Origin of the sequence: Agromyces zhanjiangensis (assembly GCF_040496055.1) — a bacterium.
Lineage (GTDB): Bacteria > Actinomycetota > Actinomycetes > Actinomycetales > Microbacteriaceae > Agromyces > Agromyces zhanjiangensis.
In genome coordinates this window covers 302,387-321,115 of sequence record NZ_JBEPKB010000002.1, presented here as the reverse complement: position 1 = coordinate 321,115, position 18,729 = coordinate 302,387, and the positions used below count along the sequence as shown (strand labels likewise).

General features: G+C 72.1%; 21 protein-coding genes. 8 read left to right on the top strand and 13 right to left on the bottom strand.

All coding sequences use genetic code 11. The features are described 5' to 3' along the window. Positions 1-80: 80 nt before the first annotated feature. Together ABME02_RS04710 and ABME02_RS04705 are read right to left on the bottom strand one after the other, a co-directional pair. Positions 81-575, bottom strand: a complete 495-nt coding sequence (locus ABME02_RS04710; RefSeq protein ID WP_353814122.1) for an Lrp/AsnC family transcriptional regulator — start codon at positions 573-575, stop codon at positions 81-83. Beyond that, positions 572-1,414, bottom strand: a complete 843-nt coding sequence (locus ABME02_RS04705) for an oxygenase MpaB family protein (RefSeq protein ID WP_353814120.1) — start codon at positions 1,412-1,414, stop codon at positions 572-574. Before ABME02_RS04705 ends, ABME02_RS04710 begins: the two co-directional genes overlap by 4 nt. Positions 1,415-1,475: 61 nt before the next feature. On the opposite strand from ABME02_RS04705, the gene ABME02_RS04700 reads away from it, so the two are divergent. Both ABME02_RS04700 and ABME02_RS04695 read left to right on the top strand, forming a co-directional pair. Beyond that, positions 1,476-2,660: a glycoside hydrolase family 3 N-terminal domain-containing protein gene (locus tag ABME02_RS04700; protein ID WP_353814119.1), complete on the top strand. Its 1,185-nt coding sequence runs from the start codon at positions 1,476-1,478 to the stop codon at positions 2,658-2,660. A 74-nt stretch (positions 2,661-2,734) separates the two neighbouring features. Beyond that, positions 2,735-3,301 (top strand): YceI family protein, encoded by a 567-nt coding sequence (locus ABME02_RS04695; protein WP_155843072.1) that lies wholly within the window; start codon positions 2,735-2,737, stop codon positions 3,299-3,301. A 170-nt stretch (positions 3,302-3,471) separates the two neighbouring features. Here the strand turns inward: ABME02_RS04695 and ABME02_RS04690 are convergent, their stop codons facing one another. Further along, the gene (locus tag ABME02_RS04690; protein WP_353814117.1) at positions 3,472-4,590 is read right to left on the bottom strand and encodes a winged helix DNA-binding domain-containing protein; all 1,119 of its coding nucleotides are present in this window, start codon (positions 4,588-4,590) and stop codon (positions 3,472-3,474) included. Between the two features lie 113 nt (positions 4,591-4,703). Here ABME02_RS04690 and ABME02_RS04685 point away from each other — a divergent pair, with 113 nt between their 5' ends. Next, positions 4,704-6,302, top strand: a complete 1,599-nt coding sequence (locus tag ABME02_RS04685) for an ABC-F family ATP-binding cassette domain-containing protein (RefSeq protein WP_353814116.1) — start codon at positions 4,704-4,706, stop codon at positions 6,300-6,302. A gap of 74 nt (positions 6,303-6,376) precedes the next feature. Here ABME02_RS04685 and ggt read toward each other — a convergent pair whose 3' ends face one another. Both ggt and ABME02_RS04675 read right to left on the bottom strand, forming a co-directional pair. Continuing rightward, entirely contained in the window at positions 6,377-8,140 is a 1,764-nt protein-coding gene (ggt, locus tag ABME02_RS04680) for a gamma-glutamyltransferase (RefSeq protein WP_353814115.1), read from the bottom strand. Positions 8,141-8,308: 168 nt separating this feature from the next. Beyond that, positions 8,309-9,016, bottom strand: coding sequence for a VOC family protein (locus tag ABME02_RS04675; RefSeq protein WP_353814114.1), 708 nt, complete (start codon positions 9,014-9,016; stop codon positions 8,309-8,311). A gap of 94 nt (positions 9,017-9,110) precedes the next feature. Here ABME02_RS04675 and ABME02_RS04670 point away from each other — a divergent pair, with 94 nt between their 5' ends. Further along, a complete protein-coding gene (locus ABME02_RS04670) occupies positions 9,111-9,479 on the top strand; it encodes a DUF2200 domain-containing protein (protein ID WP_353814113.1) in 369 nt (122 codons plus the stop codon). On the opposite strand, the gene ABME02_RS04665 is transcribed toward ABME02_RS04670, so the two are convergent. Genes ABME02_RS04665 through ABME02_RS04655 form a run of 3 tightly spaced genes read right to left on the bottom strand, consistent with a single transcriptional unit; the run spans position 9,476 to position 11,042 of the window. Beyond that, entirely contained in the window at positions 9,476-10,378 is a 903-nt protein-coding gene (locus ABME02_RS04665) for an SURF1 family cytochrome oxidase biogenesis protein (RefSeq protein WP_353814112.1), read from the bottom strand. The two genes, ABME02_RS04670 and ABME02_RS04665, sit on opposite strands and share 4 nt — an antisense overlap. Continuing rightward, positions 10,375-10,647: a hypothetical protein gene (locus tag ABME02_RS04660; RefSeq protein WP_436408237.1), complete on the bottom strand. Its 273-nt coding sequence runs from the start codon at positions 10,645-10,647 to the stop codon at positions 10,375-10,377. The genes ABME02_RS04665 and ABME02_RS04660 overlap by 4 nt, the downstream gene beginning before the upstream one ends. After that, positions 10,644-11,042, bottom strand: coding sequence for a DUF3099 domain-containing protein (locus ABME02_RS04655; RefSeq protein ID WP_353814111.1), 399 nt, complete (start codon positions 11,040-11,042; stop codon positions 10,644-10,646). The genes ABME02_RS04660 and ABME02_RS04655 overlap by 4 nt, the downstream gene beginning before the upstream one ends. Positions 11,043-11,234: 192 nt before the next feature. Between ABME02_RS04655 and ABME02_RS04650 the strand changes: the two genes are divergently transcribed. Beyond that, positions 11,235-11,945 carry a beta-ketoacyl-ACP reductase gene (locus tag ABME02_RS04650; protein ID WP_353814110.1) on the top strand — a complete coding sequence of 237 codons (711 nt, stop codon included), beginning with the start codon at positions 11,235-11,237 and terminating at the stop codon, positions 11,943-11,945. 16 nt (positions 11,946-11,961) lie between these two features. Here ABME02_RS04650 and ABME02_RS04645 read toward each other — a convergent pair whose 3' ends face one another. The 3 genes from ABME02_RS04645 to glgC all read right to left on the bottom strand — a co-directional run bounded on the left by ABME02_RS04645 (position 11,962) and on the right by glgC (position 14,905). Beyond that, positions 11,962-12,915, bottom strand: coding sequence for an SMP-30/gluconolactonase/LRE family protein (locus tag ABME02_RS04645; RefSeq protein ID WP_353814109.1), 954 nt, complete (start codon positions 12,913-12,915; stop codon positions 11,962-11,964). Positions 12,916-12,998: 83 nt separating this feature from the next. Then, entirely contained in the window at positions 12,999-13,661 is a 663-nt protein-coding gene (serB, locus tag ABME02_RS04640; protein ID WP_353814108.1) for a phosphoserine phosphatase SerB, read from the bottom strand. Beyond that, the gene (gene glgC, locus ABME02_RS04635) at positions 13,658-14,905 is read right to left on the bottom strand and encodes a glucose-1-phosphate adenylyltransferase (protein WP_353814107.1); all 1,248 of its coding nucleotides are present in this window, start codon (positions 14,903-14,905) and stop codon (positions 13,658-13,660) included. The genes serB and glgC overlap by 4 nt, the downstream gene beginning before the upstream one ends. Positions 14,906-15,006: 101 nt before the next feature. Between glgC and glgA the strand changes: the two genes are divergently transcribed. The 3 genes from glgA to ABME02_RS04620 all read left to right on the top strand — a co-directional run bounded on the left by glgA (position 15,007) and on the right by ABME02_RS04620 (position 17,394). Beyond that, positions 15,007-16,197 carry a glycogen synthase gene (gene glgA, locus ABME02_RS04630; protein ID WP_353814106.1) on the top strand — a complete coding sequence of 397 codons (1,191 nt, stop codon included), beginning with the start codon at positions 15,007-15,009 and terminating at the stop codon, positions 16,195-16,197. A gap of 51 nt (positions 16,198-16,248) precedes the next feature. Next, the gene (locus tag ABME02_RS04625; protein ID WP_353814105.1) at positions 16,249-17,037 is read left to right on the top strand and encodes an ABC transporter ATP-binding protein; all 789 of its coding nucleotides are present in this window, start codon (positions 16,249-16,251) and stop codon (positions 17,035-17,037) included. A 108-nt stretch (positions 17,038-17,145) separates the two neighbouring features. Beyond that, positions 17,146-17,394 carry a type B 50S ribosomal protein L31 gene (locus tag ABME02_RS04620; protein WP_129233276.1) on the top strand — a complete coding sequence of 83 codons (249 nt, stop codon included), beginning with the start codon at positions 17,146-17,148 and terminating at the stop codon, positions 17,392-17,394. Positions 17,395-17,440: 46 nt separating this feature from the next. On the opposite strand, the gene ABME02_RS04615 is transcribed toward ABME02_RS04620, so the two are convergent. Both ABME02_RS04615 and ABME02_RS04610 read right to left on the bottom strand, forming a co-directional pair. Continuing rightward, positions 17,441-17,923, bottom strand: a complete 483-nt coding sequence (locus ABME02_RS04615; protein ID WP_129233275.1) for a hypothetical protein — start codon at positions 17,921-17,923, stop codon at positions 17,441-17,443. A gap of 53 nt (positions 17,924-17,976) precedes the next feature. Then, the gene (locus ABME02_RS04610; RefSeq protein ID WP_353814104.1) at positions 17,977-18,678 is read right to left on the bottom strand and encodes an exonuclease domain-containing protein; all 702 of its coding nucleotides are present in this window, start codon (positions 18,676-18,678) and stop codon (positions 17,977-17,979) included. Positions 18,679-18,729: the final 51 nt, after the last annotated feature.

Sequence of the window (18,729 nt, the reverse complement as noted above, 5' to 3'; positions counted from 1 at the left end):
CCCGCTCGGGGTACGAGTCAACCGTGAACGATCGGCTCGCGGGGGGCCGAAGTCGAACCGTTCGTCCCGTCCGGGGTCGGTCAGGGACGCCAGATGTCCAGCGACTGCGCCGGTGGTCGGCCGTCGATCTCCTCGAGGATCAGGTGCGAGCGCGTGGAGACCACCCCGGGCATGTCGTGGATGTCGCGCAGGATCGCCTGGCTGAGCTGCTCGTGGTCAGGCGCGCTCACGGTGAGGATGATGTCGATGTCGCCCGAGACGGCCTGCACCTTCTCGACGAACGGCAGGGTGGCGAGCTTCGCGGCGATCGACTCCCACGACACGTCGCCGATCCTGACGACGACGAGGGCGGAGATGTTCAGGCCGATCGACTTGCGGTCGATCTGCGCCCCGAACCCGGTGATCACCCCGCGCTGCTGCAGTGCGAGGACGCGGTTGTGGGCGGCGGTCCGCGAGATGTGCACGCGCTCCGCGAGGGTGCGAACCGAGAGCCGGCCGTCGCGGCTGAGCTCCGCGACGATCCGCCGGTCGATCGCGTCGAGCGGCTCGGCGTGGTTCGGTGCGTGCTGGGTCATCCTCGTCCTCGCAGGTCACCCTCAGCGTACCGGCTGCGGCGTCGGAGCCGTCGGAGGGAGGCCCTCGTCGGGATGGCGCGGATGCGCGCCGGGACGAGTCGGCGGAGGACGGCGAGCGCCGTGAGCCATCCGTCCGCCGCACGTCGGATGCGGGGGGTCCACCGCATCCCGTACGCGGTGCGCAGGCTCGGCGGCAGCAGCGCCGCCGTGACCAGCCTGACGGGCACCATGAGCGGAACGAGGACCCGCGGCAGCCCGGTGCCCGCGAGCAGGTCGCGCGCGACCGACCGTGCGTCCTCGCCCACCCGCACGTCCACGAGCCGGGCCTCCCACCACGACTCGAACTCGGCCCGCGTCTCGGGCCAGCCGGCCGGGCCGCCCTGGAGGCGCGCCGCGATCGGCGCGTAGCCGCGCACGAGCGCGTCGGCGGTCGCGGTGTCGAGTCGTGAGCCGCTGAGGCGCTCCTCGAGGTCGAGCGCGACCGCGAGGAGCGTCGCCGCGACCCATCGCTGGGCGTCGGCGTCGCGCGCGTCGTACGCCGGTCGGTGCGGATGGTCGCCGTCGCCGCGGACGGTCGCGTGGCGGGCGTCGACGATCCGGGAGACGTGGCGGATGTCGCGGTCGTCGCCGAACACGAGCGCCGTGAGGTAGGCGTGCGTGCCGACGAGCCGGTCGAGCGGACGGTCCCGGAACCGGCTGTGTCGCGCGACGCCGGCGGCGACCCTCGGATCGGCGAGCTGCAGCAGGATCGCCGCGGCGCCGCCGGCCATCAGGGAGGCGTCCGCGGCGTGCCGCCGGAGGACGGCCAGCTCGGCCTCGGGGCAACGCTCGTCGCTCATCCCACCAGTCTCCACCGGACGGCGTCGGGATCCGCCCAGCCGTGCCGCGTAGACTCCCCGGGTGCGTCGGAGTGCTGGTTCGCTGTCGGTCGCCGCGATCGTCCTCGGCGCGGCGGTGCTCGCCGGCTGCGCGAGCCCGGGTGCATCGACGCCGCCCACCACGGCCGAGGCCGCCCCGAGCCCGTCGGCCACGCCGACGCCGACCCCGCCCACGCCTGCCGAATGGGCGGCCGAACGCGTCGCCGCGATGAGCGACGAGGAGCGGGCCGCGTCCCTGCTGATGCTGCACGCGCCAGGTACCGACCCTGCGGCGATGCGCGCGCTCATCGACCAGGGCATCGCGGGCGTCATCCTCATGGGCGACAACATGCCGGGGTCGGAGGCCGAACTGGCCGCGCTGACCGGCGACCTGCAGGCCGACCCCGAGGCGGCGACGCTCATCGGCATCGACCAGGAGGGCGGCATCGTCAGCCGCATCGCGTGGGACCCGGCGCCCGGTCCCTACGAGCTCCGCGACCAGCCCGCCGCGGCGACGCGCGACGCGTTCGCCGCCCGTGCGGCGGCGCTCGAGGCATCCGGGGTGAACATCAACTTCGGCATCGTGGCGGATGTCACGGACGACCCGTCCTCGTTCATCTACGACCGCATCCTCGGGACCTCGCCCCAGGCGTCCGCCGAGCACGTCGCCGCCGCGGTCGACGGGGAGCGCGGCGCCGTCGCCAGCACGGTCAAGCACTTCCCGGGCCACGGCGCCGCGCCGGGCGACTCGCACGTCTCGGTGCCGTCGGCGCCGCTCTCGCTGGAGGAGTGGCGCGCCGGTCCGGCCGTGCCCTTCGAGGCCGCGATCGACGCCGACGTCGAGCTCGTCATGACCGGTCACCTCAGCTACCCGGCGGTCGACGCCGCGCCGGCCTCCCTCTCGCCGGAATGGCACCGGATCCTCAGGGACGAGCTCGGCTTCGACGGCGTGCTCGTCACGGACGACATGCTGATGCTGCAGCACAACGGGCTCGCCGAGTACGCCGACCCGGGCGAGAACGCGATCCGCGCCGTCGCCGCCGGCAGCGACCTGCTGCTCTACGTGCTGCCCGCCGACCCCTCGGAGTTCGGTATCAGCGTCGACGGCCTGGCCGCGTCGATCGCCGAGGCGGTGGCCGAGGGCCGCATCCCGTCGGACCGTCTGGAGGAGGCGGCGATCCGCGTTCTGGAGCTGCGTCGCGAACTCGCGTCGGGAATCGGGGAATAGATCGCGCGGGTCCATGCGTTTGCATTCACCGTGGCCATCCGGCCCGGAACGCAACGACTGGGAGAGAGACCCGAATGACGACGACCGCGACGACCCTCGAGATCCCCGGCTACCGCGCCGGCACCTGGAAGATCGACCCCACGCACAGCGAGGTGGGCTTCAGCATCCGCCACCTCATGATCAGCAAGGTCAAGGGCAAGTTCGAGCGCTTCGACGCCACGTTCATCACCGCCGAGGACCCGCTGGAGTCGCGCGTGACCGCGTCGGCCGAGGTCGCCTCGATCACCACCAACGAGCCCAACCGCGACGCGCACCTGCGCACGGGCGACTTCTTCGAGGCCGAGCAGCACCCGACCATCGACTTCGTCTCGACCGGCGTCCGCGTCGAGGGCGGCGAGTTCAAGGTCGACGGCGAGCTCACCATGCGTGGCGTCACCAAGCCCGTCACCTTCGACTTCGACTTCGGCGGCTTCGGCGGCGACCCCTACGGCAACTACAAGGGCGGCGCCACGGCGAAGGCCGTCGTGAACCGCGAGGACTTCGGCCTCACCTACAACGCGGCCCTCGAGACCGGCGGCGTGCTCCTCGGCGAGCAGGTCACCATCACGCTCGAGCTGCAGGCGGCGCTCGTCCAGGACTGAGCGCGTTCCCGTCCGGCCGCGTCGCGTGGACGGACGGATGATGTGCGAGGGGTCGTGCCGGCGGATGCCGGTGCGGCCCCTCGTCCGTCCGCACCGGTTCGTCCGGGGCGTGCGGCCACGTGCCCGGTGCGCCATGGTCGATCTGCCGGCCGGAGCACCGCGTCACCGGTTCACGGAACCGTCGAGTCGATGCCCTGCAGTTCGAGGCCCTGGAACCTCGCCCACGCCCGGACCGGTCGGTCGAAGCGGGATGCCGCCGCGGCGTGCTTCGACTCGAACCACCGCAGCTCGACGCGCGGCTTGGCCGCGGTGCCCGAGCGCTTCCACGTGCCGACGACGCGTCCGTCGAGCACGAGCGTCGGCTGGAACACCCCGTTGCCGCCGGGGATCACCAGGTCGCCGAACCGCGGATCGCACACGGGGGAGCGGTCGGCGTAGCCGAGGTAGTACTCGTCGAACCCGGCGAGCGCGAGCGCGCCGCTCGGACGGGACGCCGCGGCATCCGTCGCACCGGCCGCGACGTACCGGTCGGGCCCGTCGTCGGCCGGGCGATCCTCGAACCGCTCGACGCGGTCGCCGGCTCCGTCGAGCGCGGTGCGGGTGTCGCGCATCGTGAGCCCGCTCCACCAGGCGAAGTCGGCGAGCGTGACCGGGCCGTGCCCGCGCACGTAGGCCGTGAACAGTTCGGCGAGCGTCGCCTCCGCCGAGTCGGGTTCGTCGGCTGAGGGCGGCGCCCACTCGTCGAGGAGCGCGAAGTGCTGGAGGCGCCCGTCGACCGGACCGCCGCAGAGCACGCCGTCGAGCGCGAGCCACCAGATCAGGTGGTAGGTGCGGGGCCCGTTCGCCTCGATCCCGGCCACGCGCCACAGCTCGGAGAGCTCGTCGCGCGTGGCTGTGCCGCCGCCGGCGAGTTCGCGCTCGACCGCGTCACGCGCGAGGCGATACTCCGTCTCGCCGAGCTCGAGCGCCTCGTGTCGCCGCCGTGCGCCCGCCAGCACGCGCGGGGAGGTGAGTCGGAGCGTCGGGCGCAGCAGCCGCGCCGGGAGCATGTGCAGCGTGCCGCGCATCGGCCAGGAGCGCACGACCTCGCGCTCGGCCAGCGCCGCATCGACCGCGTCGGGCGTCGGCCGCGACATCCGCGACCCGATGACCCACTTCGCGGCGCTCAGGTCTTGCGCCTGGATCGCACCGAGACGCTCGACCACGCTCACGACGTCGTCGGCCGGCGCGCGGAATCCATGCGAGTGCAGGCGCACCGCGCGCGCGAGCTGGGACGAACCGGTCGGCATGAGGCCAGTCTGCCGCGCACCGCCGACACGCGGCATCCGTCGCCCGAGGCTAGACTGGAGGGCTGTGCCGCTCGGCACGCCCACCCACCCCGTTCCCGGCCCCGGAGGTCACCGTGCTCGCCGTCCACGACCTCGAGATCCGCGTCGGCGCGCGCCTGCTCATGGAGGACGTGAGCTTCCGCGTCTCCTCGGGCGACAAGATCGGCCTCGTCGGGCGCAACGGCGCCGGCAAGACGACGCTGACGAAGACGCTGGCGGGGGAGACGCTGCCCACCGGCGGCCGCATCGACCGCTCCGGCGAGATCGGGTACCTGCCGCAGGACCCACGCTCGGGCGACCCCGAGATGCTGGCGCGCACGCGCATCCTCGATGCGCGCGGGCTCGGCTCGCTGGTCGTCGGCATGCGGGAAGCGTCCGAGCGGATGGGCTCGAACGACCCGGTCGTCGCCGAGAAGGCGATGAAGCGCTTCGGCACGCTCACCGACCGGTTCACGGCGCTCGGCGGGTACGCGGCCGAGGCCGAGGCGGCGTCGATCGCGTCGAACCTGAACCTGCCCGACCGGATCCTCGACCAGCCGCTGAAGACCCTCTCCGGCGGCCAGCGGCGACGCATCGAGCTCGCGCGCATCCTGTTCTCCGACGCCGACACGATGATCCTCGACGAGCCCACGAACCACCTCGACGCCGACTCCGTCGTGTGGCTCCGCGAGTTCCTGAAGAACTACAAGGGCGGCGTCATCGTCATCAGCCACGACGTCGAACTCGTCGGCGAGGTCGTGAACCGCGTCTTCTACCTCGACGCGAACCGGTCGATCATCGACGTCTACAACATGGGCTGGAAGCACTACCTCCGCCAGCGCGCCGCCGACGAGGAGCGCCGCAAGAAGGAGCGCGCGAACGCCGAGAAGAAGGCATCCGCCCTGCAGCAGCAGGCCGCGCGCTTCGGGGCGAAGGCCTCGAAGGCCGCCGCCGCGCACCAGATGGTCGCCCGCGCCGAGAAGCTCCTCTCCGGGCTCGAGGAGGTGCGCACGGTCGACCGCGTCGCGAAGCTGCGGTTCCCGACCCCCGCGCCCTGCGGACGCACCCCGTTGACCGCGGCCGACCTGTCGAAGAGCTACGGCTCGCTCGAGATCTTCACGGCCGTCGACCTCGCGATCGACCGCGGCTCGAAGGTCGTCATCATCGGCCTGAACGGCGCCGGCAAGACCACGCTGCTCCGCATCCTCGCGGGCGTCGACCGACCCGACACGGGTGTCGTCGACGCCGGTCACGGTCTGCGGATCGGCTACTACGCGCAGGAGCACGAGACGCTCGACGTCTCGCGGACGGTGCTGCAGAACATGGTCAGCGCCTCACCGAACCTCACCGAGACCGAAGCGCGCAAGGTCCTCGGCTCGTTCCTCTTCACCGGCGACGACGTGCACAAGCCCGCCGGCGTGCTCTCCGGCGGCGAGAAGACCCGCCTCGCACTCGCGACGATCGTCGTCTCCGGCGCGAACGTGCTCCTCCTCGACGAGCCGACGAACAACCTCGACCCCGCGAGCCGCGAGGAGATCCTCGACGCGCTCGCGCACTACGAGGGCGCCGTCGTGCTCGTCTCGCACGACCCCGGTGCGGTCGAGTCGCTGAACCCCGAGCGCGTGCTCATCATGCCCGACGGCGTCGAGGACCACTGGAGCCGCGAGTATCAGGAGCTCATCGAGCTCGCGTAGCGCGAGGGCGCGGGTGCGACCGCGCGCAGTGCTGCGTGTGGCGCAGGGAACGTCCTCACACACCGGTCGGAGGCTCAGCGGCCGCCGACCGTCCCGTCACGCCGGAGGTCGGCGCCGCCCAGGAGGCCCTCAGGGGTCACCTCGATGACCGAGAGTCCGCTCTCCATCGTCGCGATCGACACGGGGTGGCCGCGGGCCTCGAGTTCCGCGGCGAGCGCCGCCGCGTCGTAGTCCAGCGTGATGCCGGGCACCGGCAGCTCGATCTCGGTCACCCCGTTGCGGTTCTGGTAGTGCGGGACGGCGATCGAGTACTGCGGGTCGAGGTCGAAGTCGACGTGGTTGACGATGGACTGGGCGGTGTAGCCGATGATCCGCGAGCCGCCGGGCGATCCGGTGACCAGCTCGACGGCGCCCGTGTCGTCGAACACGATGGTGGGCGACATCGAGCTGCGCGGGCGCTTCTCGGGCTGGACGCGGTTGGCGATCGGCGTGCCGTCAGCCGCGGTCGGAGCGAACGAGAAGTCCGTGAGCTGGTTGTTGAGCAGGAACCCGTGGACCATGACGCCGTTGCCGAACGAACTCTCGACGCTCGTCGTCATCGAGAGGGCGTTGCCCCAGCGGTCGATGATCGAGATGTGGCTCGTGCCGCTCGACGCGGTGGTCGTGTCGGGTGCGGTGGGGTCGAACTCGCCCGGCGGTGTGCCTGGGGCGGCGATACCCATGTCCAGGGCGGAGATGAGCGCGGCTCGCGAGGCGAGGTAGGCCTCGTCGAGCATTCCGGCCGAGGGCACGGTCACGAAGTCGGGGTCGCCGACATACAGGTTGCGGTCGGCGAAGGCGAGTCGGCCCGCCTGCGTGAACAGGTGGACGACCTCGTCGTCGAGCGGGTCGCCAGCGCCGGCGCCGGCCAGGTCGAAGCCCTCGAGGATCCCGAGGATCTGGCCGACGGCGAGGCCGCCGGACGAGGGCGGGCCCATCCCGCAGACCTCGTGGCCGCGGTAGTCCAGGCACACCGGGTCGCGCTCGATCACGTCGTAGGCCGCGAGATCCGCGGTCGTCATGTCGCCGGGGATTGCCGGGTCGGACTGGACCGCGTCGGCGATCGCCGTGGCGATCGGCCCCTCGTAGAAGGCGTCGGCGCCGTCCTTGGCGAGGGCCTTCATCACGTCGGCGTACTCGGGGTTGGTGACGATCGTGCCGGCCGGCTTCGCCTCGCAGGTCGCCGGGTCGGCGAAGTAGGCGAGCGCGGCGGGGTCGCGGAAGAAGAGCCGGTCGGAGCAGGACGCGTTGAGCGCGAGCAGGCTCGCCGCCTGGGACGAGGTCCGCTGAGTGAGCGCGAAGCCGTCCTGGGCGAGGGCCTTGGCCGGGTTGAACAGCGTCTGCCACGGCCGCTCGCCGTACCGTTCGTGCAGGTCCTCGAGGAGCCGTGGCACGCCGGGCACGCCCACCGAGAGCCCGCTCTGCCAGGCGGCGAAGAATCCCAGGCCGAGGAAGCGGTCCTCGGTCGCGGCCGACGGGGCCTTCTCGCGGGCGTCGAAGGTGGTCGTCGTTCCGGTCGCCGCATCGTGGTAGACCACGAAGGCACCGCCGCCGATGCCGCTGGACTGGGGTTCGACGAGGCCGAGCACGGTCTGCGCCGCGATCATCGCGTCGACCGCGCTGCCGCCGGATCGGAGGACCCGTTCGCCGGCCTCCGTCGCGAGCGGATTCGCGGTGACGACCATCTCGCGTGAGGTCGCGGTCGACTCGAAGGCCGGCACGTCGGCGGACGCCGCACCCGCCACCACCAGGGTCGCCGCACCTACCGCGGCGATCGATGCGAACACCTTCCGGAACATGGCAGACCCCCTGTCGCCGCGCAGCCTCGTCGCTGCACCTTCCCCCGGGGCGAGTCTTGCAGACTCGAGCCCGCGAGACCAGAGCGTCGGTGAGCCCGCGGCAGCAGCGGCATGGTGCAGGGCGGCCGACTCGGCGCAGTCGCGCCGGCACCCCCGACCCGCCGAGGATCAGCGCTCGGATGCGACGGAGGCATCGATGCAGATGACTCCCGTGTTGCCGTCCTGGTCGGCGATCACGGTGAGCGACGGCGCCTCACGATCGTCGACGACGGTCCCGCCTGCGGCGAGTGCCGCGGCGATGCGCGCCTCGGCCACCTCGGGCGCCACGTAGACCTCGACGTGGAACCGCTGACGCGGCGCCGCGTCGTCGTCGGCGTCGCCGAACCACAGGTTCGGAACCCGGCCCGCGGGATCGCGGATCTCGTCGCTGGGGGAGCCGTGGCCCTGGGCCTCGGCCGTCCCCGTCAGCAGCGCGGCCCACACCGGGGCGATGGTCGCGGAGCGCGCCGTGTCGAGGCCGAGCTCGATGACGCTGACCGCCGCCGGGTCGGCGACGAGCCCGTGGTCGGCGGCGATCTCGGTGATCCGTCGCGCGAGGTCCACGTCCTGCCGGGTCACCCATTCGACGACGTGCTCGGTGCCCTCGTCGTCACGGTAGACGGCGTCGTCGCTGACCAGCTCGAGGTCGACGTGGCCGTCGCCGATCGACACGGTCGGGTGGTGACCGATCGAGTCGCCCGCCTCGCCGACCGCGACCACGAACCGTGCGCCGGTCCCGAAGTCGTCGACCAGGTAGCGGGCGTGCAGCCCCTGCGCCAGCTTGCGCCAGTCGGCCAGGCCGGCCTCGGCGATCTCGTGGCCCCTCAGCATGTCCATACCCGCCGACCCTAGACGCGGACGTCGGGCGAGGGGAGGGGTCACATAGGCTGGAACCGAGGAGTACGATCCGCTTCGATCAGAGGAGATGCGCGTGGCCGGACACCGGATCTACGGGATGAGCTTCGGCAGCATCTACCCGCTGTACGTGCAGAAGGTCGAGCGGAAGGACCACACGAAGGCCGAACTCGACCGGGTCCTCACGTGGCTCACCGGCTACGACGACGCAGGCCTCGACGAGGCGATCGCCGACGGGCGCAGCCTCGAGGCGTTCTTCGCCGATGCCCCGGCCTTCAACCCGAACGCGGCACTCATCACGGGGGTGATCTGCGGCGTCCGGGTCGAGGAGATCGAGGAGCCGTTGATGCAGAAGATCCGGTACATGGACAAGCTCGTCGACGAGGTCGCGCGCGGCAAGAAGATGACGTCGATCCTGCGCGGTTCGCAGGTCGCGGGCGTCTAGCTCCGGTCGAGGATCTCGTCCTCGACGTCGGCGTCGGACCTGGGGCGGTCCGCCTTCGCGGGGCGTCGTCCCGGTGCCGGTCGACGCGCTCGGTCCGCGTCACGAGCGGAGGGCGCGGCGGCCACGCGACCGGCCTCCGCCTCCGCCGCGCCGGCGCCCGCGGCATCCGCCTCGAGCACCTTGCGCTCCTGGTTCGCGAACCAGGCCAGCGCGATGAACGCGAGCAGCGCGAACACGAACCACTGCAGCGCGTACGAGAGGTGCGGGCCCTCATCGCGGACCGGCCGGGGGAGGGCGACGGGCGGCTCGCTCACGGCGGCGCCCGATTGGATGAGGATGCCGTAGGCGCCCGTGTACGACGGCGCGCCGACTCGATCGGCGAGCTCGTCGAGGTCGATGGTCGCGAGTTCCGCGCCCGAAGACGTGCGGCCGGCGATCCGCCCCTCGCCCGCCTTCAGGCGCGCCGTGATCTCGACCTCGCCGGCGGGCGGCGCCGCGACCTCCGACGGACGGCCGTCGGAGTCCTGCGGGATCCAGCCGCGGTCGACCATGAACACGGTCCCATCGGCGAGGAGGAACGGGGTGATCACCTCGAAACCCGTGCTGCCGCCGTACGGGCGATTGCGCACGACGACCTCCTCCGACGGAAGGTACTCGCCGGTCGCGGCGACGACCTGCCAGCGCTGGTCGATGTCGAACCCGTCGAGCTCCGGGAGCGCCTCGGCGAGCGGGACCGGGTCGGCGTCGTAGTTCGCGTCGATGCGGGCGACCTCGGCGAGCGCTTCCGCGCGACGGTTGAGCTGCCACGTGCCGAGCGCCGAGCATGCGATCGCGAACACGATGACGAGCGCGAGGTAGCCCGCCCAGCGGGGTGATGCGAGGAACCGCCACCGGTTCATGCGCCGTCACCGCCCGATCCGGCGTCACGTCCGATCGGGGCGGCGGGCGAGGCATCCGCCCGGTCGAACGCCTCGACTCGCACCGGGAACGAACGCGACGCGAGGAAGTCGCGCAGGTACTCGACGTGCTCGTCGCACGCGAGCCAGGTCTTCACGCGGCCCTCCGAGTGGATCTTCGGGTTCCGCCAGTCGATGCGCCAGGTCGCCGACTCGCGGCATCCCGCGCGGGAGCAGCCGCCCTGCGGGGCGGCGGAGGAGAGGCCGATCACCGGTCGCCCTCCCGGTCGTCGGTCGGGCGCTCGGCCGGGCCGGGCGCGGCCGTCGAGCCGGAGTCGTCGGATGCCGGCGACTGCGCGCCGCCGGCGTCGTCCGCCGTGGTCCAGTCCGTCCCGCCGTCCGCGCGAGGGAGCGGCACGATTCCTCCGGGGCTCTCGACCTCGGACCGCCTCGTGGTCGCCACGTTCGCGACGACGACCGCGAAGTACGGCAGGAACACCGCGCCGAGCGCGAACACCAGCAGCCACCAGCCCTGCACGAACAGCAGGGCGACGATGCAGGCGACACGGATCGACATCATGACGGTGTACTTGACCATGCGCGAACGCCGTTCCGCCTCGGGCGACGGAGGCAGCGACGTGATCGACTGCAGGGGTTGGTGCTTCATGGTGGTCGCCGTGGACTGCGGCGCACTCCTCACCTCAAGCCTACGTCCGCTGCGGGCGACGGATGCCGCGAACTCGGCAACCTCTATGCTGGGACGGGTCGCGCGCACCCCCTGTCGCGCGCCTGGCCAGATGAGCACGCCGGAATCCCGCGCGTCGGCCGCCACTTCCCCCGACAGAGACGGAGTCCCGCCATGACCACGAGCCGCACGGTGCTGGTGACCGGAGGCAACCGGGGGATCGGCTACGCGATCGCCGAGGAGTTCGTCGCGCAGGGCCACCGCGTGGCCGTGACGGCGCGTTCCGGCGAGGGCCCCGCGGGCACGCTCACGGTGCGTGCCGACGTGACCGACGCCGAGTCGATCGACCGGGCGTTCACCGAGATCGAGGCCGAGCTCGGGCCGGTCGAGGTGCTCGTCGCGAACGCGGGCATCACGCGCGACACGCTCCTCATGCGGATGAGCGAAGAGGAGTTCACGAGCGTCGTCGACACCAACCTCACCGGCGCGTTCCGCGTCGTCAAGCGCGCCTCGAAGGGCATGCTCAAGTCGCGCTTCGGCCGCATCGTGCTCATCTCGAGCGTCGTGGGACTCTACGGCGGCGCCGGCCAGGTCAACTACTCGTCGTCGAAGGCCGCCCTCGTCGGCATGGCCCGCTCGATCACGCGCGAACTCGGCGCCCGCAACATCACCGCGAACGTCATCGCCCCGGGCTTCATCGAGACAGACATGACCGACGCGCTGCCCGAGGCGCAGCAGGCGGAGTACAAGAAGAGCATCCCCGCCGGGCGCTTCGCGACGCCGTCGGAGGTCGCCAAGGTCGTCGCCTGGGTCGCGGGCGACGACGCCGGTTACATCTCCGGCGCCGTCATCCCGGTCGACGGCGGCCTCGGAATGGGGCACTGACCACCACGGGGTCGCCTCAGCGGTCGATCCGCACGGCCTGGTAGGTCGTCGTCGGCGTCGGCGGCGTCGAGAAGCGCGCGTTCGGCAGGTACAGGCCGTCGCCGAACGAGTCGACGGTGGTCGGCACGTCGAAGTCGGGGCTCGTGAGCGTGTCGACGAGCTCACCCGAGGTCGCCGACGGGTCGAGCCGGACCTCGGCGACCTGGTTGAGCTGGTTCTGCACGACGTAGAGCGTGCGGCCGATGACGAGCATCCCGTCGCCGTTCGGCAGGCTGGCGCCGCCGAGATCGACCGCGGTCGCGTCGCCGGTGGCCGGGTCGACCCGATACACCGTCGCCGTCGAGCTCTGCATCACCAGCAGCGCCCGATGGTCGGGCGTCTCCACGATGCCGTTCGCATCGAAGCCGCCCTGCTGCACCCAGTCGCCGCCGAGTGGGACGGTCTCGACCTCGGACGGGTCGGGGAGCACCCCGCCGGGCCCGAGCGGAAGCCGGTAGAGCTCGCCGGCGAAGCTGTTCGTGAACCACGCGGCATCCCTCGTCACGATGACGTCGTTGATGAACGCGGGTCCGGCCGTGAGTTGGTACGAGGCCAGCACGTCGCCGGTCGCCGGGTCGATCACCCGCGCATCGCCGGCGGTGCCGCCCGAGACGAACAGCCGCCCGTGCGCGTCGAGGTCGAGTCCGACCGACGGCGTGCCCGGCCCCTCGCTGACCACGGCGCCCTGGCCGCTCCGGAGGTCGGCCGCGTAGATGTCGCCGTCGGCGAGCGAACCGAAGTACGCGGTGCCACCCGGGCCGATCGCGATGCCCTCCGGCCGGAAGCCGTCGGGCAGCTCGATGATCGATTCGACGGCACCACCGCCCGCCGAGGACTGCGGCCCCGCAACGGCCGGCGAGGCGACCGAGACGAGGAGGAGCGCGGCGAACGCGCCGACGGCGGACGAGCGTGCGACGTTGCGGCTGGCCATGGGGTCAGGCTAGGCACATCCGGCGGATGCCGCGAGGGGTTCGGATGCGACTCCCAGCCCCGCCCCGGGCGCCGTGTCCGCGATCAGCCGCGCAGGCCCGCGAGCGCGAGCACCCCGCCGAGGTCGACGCGGTCGATCGCGACATCGGCCTGCGCTCGCACCACGGGCTTCGCGCAGAACGCGACGCCGAGTGCCGCGCGGTCGAGCATGCGCAGGTCGTTGGCGCCGTCGCCGACCGCGATCGTGCGCGAGAGCGGCGTGCCGGATGCCGCGGCCCACTCCTCGAGCGCGCGCCGCTTCGCCTCGGCGTCGACGATGTCGCCGAGCACGCGCCCGGTGAGCCGGTCGCCCTCGACCTCGAGGCGGTTCGCCCGGCAGAAGTCGAGTCCGAGTCGCTCGGCGAGCGGGTCGAGCAGTTCGTGGAAGCCGCCCGAGACCACTCCGACGCGCCCACCCGCGGCGTGCACGCCGTCGATGAGCTCCTGCACGCCCGGCGTGGGCGTCAGTCGCTCGCGTGCGGCGAGCACGTCGGCGACCGGCAGCCCAGCGAGCGTCGCCACGCGCTCGCGCAGGCTCGCCGCGAAGTCGAGTTCACCGCGCATCGCGCGCTCGGTGACCGCGGCGACGTGGTCGAGGCTGCCGGCCGCCTCGGCGAGCAGTTCGATCGCCTCCTCGCGGATCAGGGTCGAATCGGCGTCGAGCACGACGAGGAGGCCGCCCTCGCGGCCGGTGGTGCCGCGCGTCACGCGTGCTTCCGCACGTGGGACCCCTTGCCCACGACGGTGATGCCGCTGTCGGTGACGACGAAGCCGCGCGCGCGGTCCTCGGCTCGGTCGACGCCGATGTGCGCGCCCGCCTCGACGACGACTTCCTTGTCGAGGATGGCGCGACGCACGGTGGCGCCCGCCTCGATGCGGGCGCGGTCGAACAGGATCGAGTCGGACACGTTCGCGCCCGAGCCGACGATCGCCCACGGCCCGAGCACGCTGCGCTCCACGTGCGCGCCCGAGATGACCGAGCCGAGCGAGACGATCGAGTCGATCACGGTGCCGAGCGAACCGCGCGCGTCGCGCGTGAACTTCGCGGGCGGCGAGTTGACCTGCTGGCTGAAGATCGGCCATTCCTGGTTGTACAGGTTGAACACGGGCAGCACCGAGATGAGGTCCTGGTGGGCCTCGAAGAACGAGTCGATCGTTCCCACGTCGCGCCAGTAGTAGCGGTCGCGGTCGGTCGAGCCGGGCACGTCGTTGCCCTTGAGGTCGTAGACGCCGGCCTTGCCCTGCGCGACGAACGCGGGAATGATGTCGCCGCCCATGTCGTGGCTCGAGTCGGTGCGCTCGCCGTCGCGGAGTACGGCGTCGATCAGCGCGTCGGCGTTGAAGACGTAGTTGCCCATCGAGGCGAGCACCTCGCTCGGGGAGTCGGGCAGGCCCTCGGGGTCGCTCGGCTTCTCGAGGAAGCGGTGGATGCGGTCGGGCGCGGTCGCGTCGACCTCGATGACCCCGAACTGGTTCGCGAGCGAGATGGGCTGGCGGATGGCGGCGACCGTCGCCTCGGCCCCGGACTCGATGTGCGCCTGGATCATCTGGCTGAAGTCCATGCGGTAGACGTGGTCGGCGCCGACCACGACGATGATGTCGGGCTGCTCGTCGTAGATCAGGTTGAGGCTCTGCAGGATCGCGTCGGCCGAGCCCGAGAACCAGCGCTTGCCGAGGCGCTGCTGCGCCGGCACCGAGGCCACGTACGAGCCGAGCATGCCGTCGAGGCGCCAGGTCTGCGACACGTGCCGGTCGAGGCTGTGCGACTTGTACTGGGTGAGGACCACGATCTGCTGGAGGCCCGAATTGATGAGGTTCGACAGGGCGAAGTCGATCAGGCGGTACTGCCCGCCGAACGGCACCGCCGGCTTGGCACGGTCCTCGGTCAGGGGCATGAGGCGCTTGCCCTCGCCGCCCGCGAGCACGATTCCGAAGATCTTCCGCGTAGCCATGTGCCCAGCGTAGTCAGCAGGGGGCCGCCGACGACAGGTGGTTGACGGCGCGTGACCGGAAGTCTTGACGGCACGCGACCGACTCGGACTAACGTGGCCGCATGCGAGTCGACCTGCTCACGCGCGAGTACCCGCCCGAGATCTACGGAGGGGCCGGGGTGCACGTCGCCGAGCTCGTCCGCGCGCTCCGCCGCGACATCGACGTGCAGGTGCGCTGCTTCGGCGCGCCGCGCGAGGAGGCGGGCACCACCGCGTACGCGACGCCCGCCGAGTTCGCGGGCGCGAACGCGGCCCTCTCGACGATGGGCGTCGACCTCCTGATGGCGCAGGATGCCGCGGGCGCCGACCTCGTCCACTCGCACACCTGGTACGCGAACTTCGCGGGCTTCACGGCCAAGGCGCTCCACGGGATCCCGCACGTCGTGACCGCCCACAGCCTCGAACCGCTCCGGCCGTGGAAGGCCGAGCAGCTCGGCGGCGGCTACCGCGTGTCGAGCTGGGTCGAGCGCACCGCGTTCGAGGACGCGGACGCGGTGATCGCGGTGAGCGACGGGATGCGACGCGACATCCTCCGCTCGTACCCCGACATCGACCCCGCGAAGGTCTCGGTCGTCTACAACGGCATCGACCTGACCGACTGGCACGCGAACGACGACCCCGACCTGGCGCGATCGCTCGGCCTCGACCCCGACCGCCCCTCGATCGTCTTCGTCGGCCGGATCACCCGCCAGAAGGGCCTGCCGTACCTGCTCCGCGCAGCGCGCTCGCTGCCCGAGGACGTGCAACTGGTGCTCTGCGCCGGCGCCCCCGACACCCCGGAGATCATGGCCGAGGTCTCGGGGCTCGTCGACGAGCTCGCGGCGACCCGCCAGGGCGTCGTCTGGATCGACCGGCACCTGCCGCGGGGCGAGCTCACCGCGCTCCTCACCGCGGCGACCTGCTTCGTCTGCCCGTCCGTGTACGAGCCGCTCGGGATCGTGAACCTCGAGGCGATGGCGTGCGGTGCGGCCGTCGTCGGCACGGCGACGGGCGGCATCCCCGAGGTCGTCGAGGACGGCGTCACGGGCGTGCTCGTCCCGATCGAGCAGCACGACGACGGCACCGGCACGCCGCTCGATCCCGACCGCTTCGTCGCCGACCTCGCCGCGGCGCTGGACCGCGTGGTCGCAGACCCCGCCCGGGCTCGCGAGATGGGGGCCGCCGGCCGCCGGCGCGCGGAGGAGCACTTCGCCTGGGACGCCATCGCGGCCGACACGAGGGCGCTCTACGAGCGCGTGCTCGCGGGGCGCTGACGCCCTCCGCGTGCGCGGGCCGGCCCATCGAGTCCCACTAGGCTGGAGACCATGGCGTCTACGGTTCTGCAGTTCCAGCATGTGTCGGTGGTTCGCGACGGCAACACGATCCTCGACGGCATCGACTGGGACGTGGCGTCCGACCAGCGTTGGGTGATCCTGGGGCCGAACGGCGCCGGCAAGACCACGCTGCTGCAGATCGCGGCCGCCGCGATGCACCCCACGAAGGGGTCCGTCGAGGTGCTGCAGGAGGCGCTCGGCAAGGTCGACGTCTTCGAGCTGCGTCCGATGATCGGCTTCGCCTCCACGGCGATGGCCCGGCTCATCCCGCGGAACGAGAGCGTGCTGAACACCGTGCTCACCGCGGCGTACTCGGTCACCGGCCGATGGAACGAGGAGTACGAGTCGATCGACGACCGGCGCGCGCAGCGCGTGCTCAAGGAGTGGGGCCTCGACGGCTTCGCAGAGCGCCGCTTCGGCAGCCTCTCCGACGGCGAGCAGAAGCGCGTGCAGATCGCGCGCTCGGTCATGACCGACCCCGAGCTGCTGCTGCTCGACGAGCCGGCCGCAAGCCTCGACCTCGGCGCTCGCGAGGAGCTGGTGGCGCTCCTCGGCGGCTACGCCTCGTCGAAGTCGTCACCGGCGATCGTCATGGTCACGCACCACGTCGAGGAGATCCCCGAGGGCTTCACGCACGCGCTGCTCCTCGCCGACGGCGCGATCCGCGCCGCCGGACCGATCGCCGAGGCCCTCACCTCGGAGACGCTCAGCGACACGTTCGGCATGCCGATCGAGCTGACCGAGCGCGACGGGCGCTACACGGCGCGCGCCGCCCGGTGACGCGCCGGAGCGCTCGGCTCTGCTAGAATCGTGTTTTGGCCAAAGGCCGACACGCTTCCCTGCCCTCGAGGCGGGGCGACCCCAACATCCGATCAAGCAAGGATTCTCATGAAGACCGACATCCACCCCGAGTACAACGCCGTCGTCTTCCGCGACCTCGCCTCGGGCGAGACGTTCCTCACCCGCTCGACGGTCACGAGCGACAAGACCATCGAGCTCGACGGCGAGACCTACCCGGTGATCGACGTCGAGATCTCGTCGGCCTCGCACCCGTTCTACACGGGCAAGCAGCGCATCATGGACTCGGCGGGTCGCGTCGAGAAGTTCAACAAGCGCTTCAAGGGCTTCGGCGCGTAAGACGCTCCTCGACAGGGGCGGGCGACTCCGGTCGTCCGCCCCTTCGTCATGCCCGGGTGAGCCCCGCGGCCCAATCGAGCGCGTCGAGCTGCGCCTGATGCGCGGTGATGCGCCCGGCATCGAGCGCCTCGCCCGCGGCGAGCAGTGCCGCCGCCTCGTGGGGCGTGCCCGTGCCCTCGTCGATCACCGAGCGCGCGCGGTCGACGAGTTCGCGGATCGAGATGCGCTCGTGCAGGAACTGCGCCGCGAGCTCGCGGAGAGCGAGCCGCAGCGTGGCCGGGTCCCGCGGGTCGGGCACGGCGGTCCCGAGCTCGGAGAGCGCGCGTCCGAGTGCCTCCCTGAGGTCCCACGGCGAGTCCGCGTCGGACATGCCGGCGAGCTCGTGCAGTGCGGGAGAGTCGAGCCCGGCGACGGTCGCCTCGACGGCCGCGTCGACGAGGAAGCCGGGCGGGCTGTCGCCCAGGATCCAGAGGGCGCTCGACTCGACGAGCGCGTCGGTCGCTGGGCGTTCGGGGAGTCGTTCCGCCATGGCTCAAGGCTCCCACTTCGGGCGCTGCGGCGCGACGGACTTCCGGCCCGGATTCAGCGGAGGGGCCACGCCCCGGACGTGGTGAACTCGGGCTCGCCGTTCATCCGCCGCCACTCCTGGTAGCTCTCGGCCTGCTCGCGCGACCAGTCGACCTGGCTCGCGTGCAGCTCGGCGATCGCGGTCGCGGCGACCTCGGGGAACGATCGGGCGATGGCCTGCGCCACCCGACCCGCGGCGATCGCGTCGGCGCCGGCGTCGTGCGCCGCGGTGAGCTCGACGCCGTAGTGCTCGCACGCCGCGGTGAGCGTGCGCTTGCCGCGCCGGAAGCGGTCGACGGCCTTGTCGATCACGAGCGGGTCGATCACGAACCCGGGGCCGCGGAACGCCTCGTGCGCGTACCGCTCGGCCTCACGGTGGAGCACCGAGAGGTCGTAGGCGGCGTTGTACGCGACGATCGGGTAGCCGCGAGCCGCGGCCTCGCGCAGCGCACCGATGATCTCGGCGACCGCCTGCGCGGCCGGCTGCCCCTCGAGGCGCGCCCGCTCGGTCGTCACGCCGTGGATGAGGGTCGCCGCCGTCGGGATCTCGACGCCGGGATCGACGAGCCATTGGCGTTGCTCGAGCACGGCCCCGTCGGACCCGATCACGCCGACGTGGGCGGTGACGATGCGGCACGTGTCGATGTCGATGCCGGTGGTCTCGAGGTCGAACACCGCGAGAGTGTCGGCCCAGGATGCGACGGGGGAGGGCTCCATGCCGGTCACGGTACCGACGGCCTCCGACAGTGCCCAGGTGGCGCGCCGTAG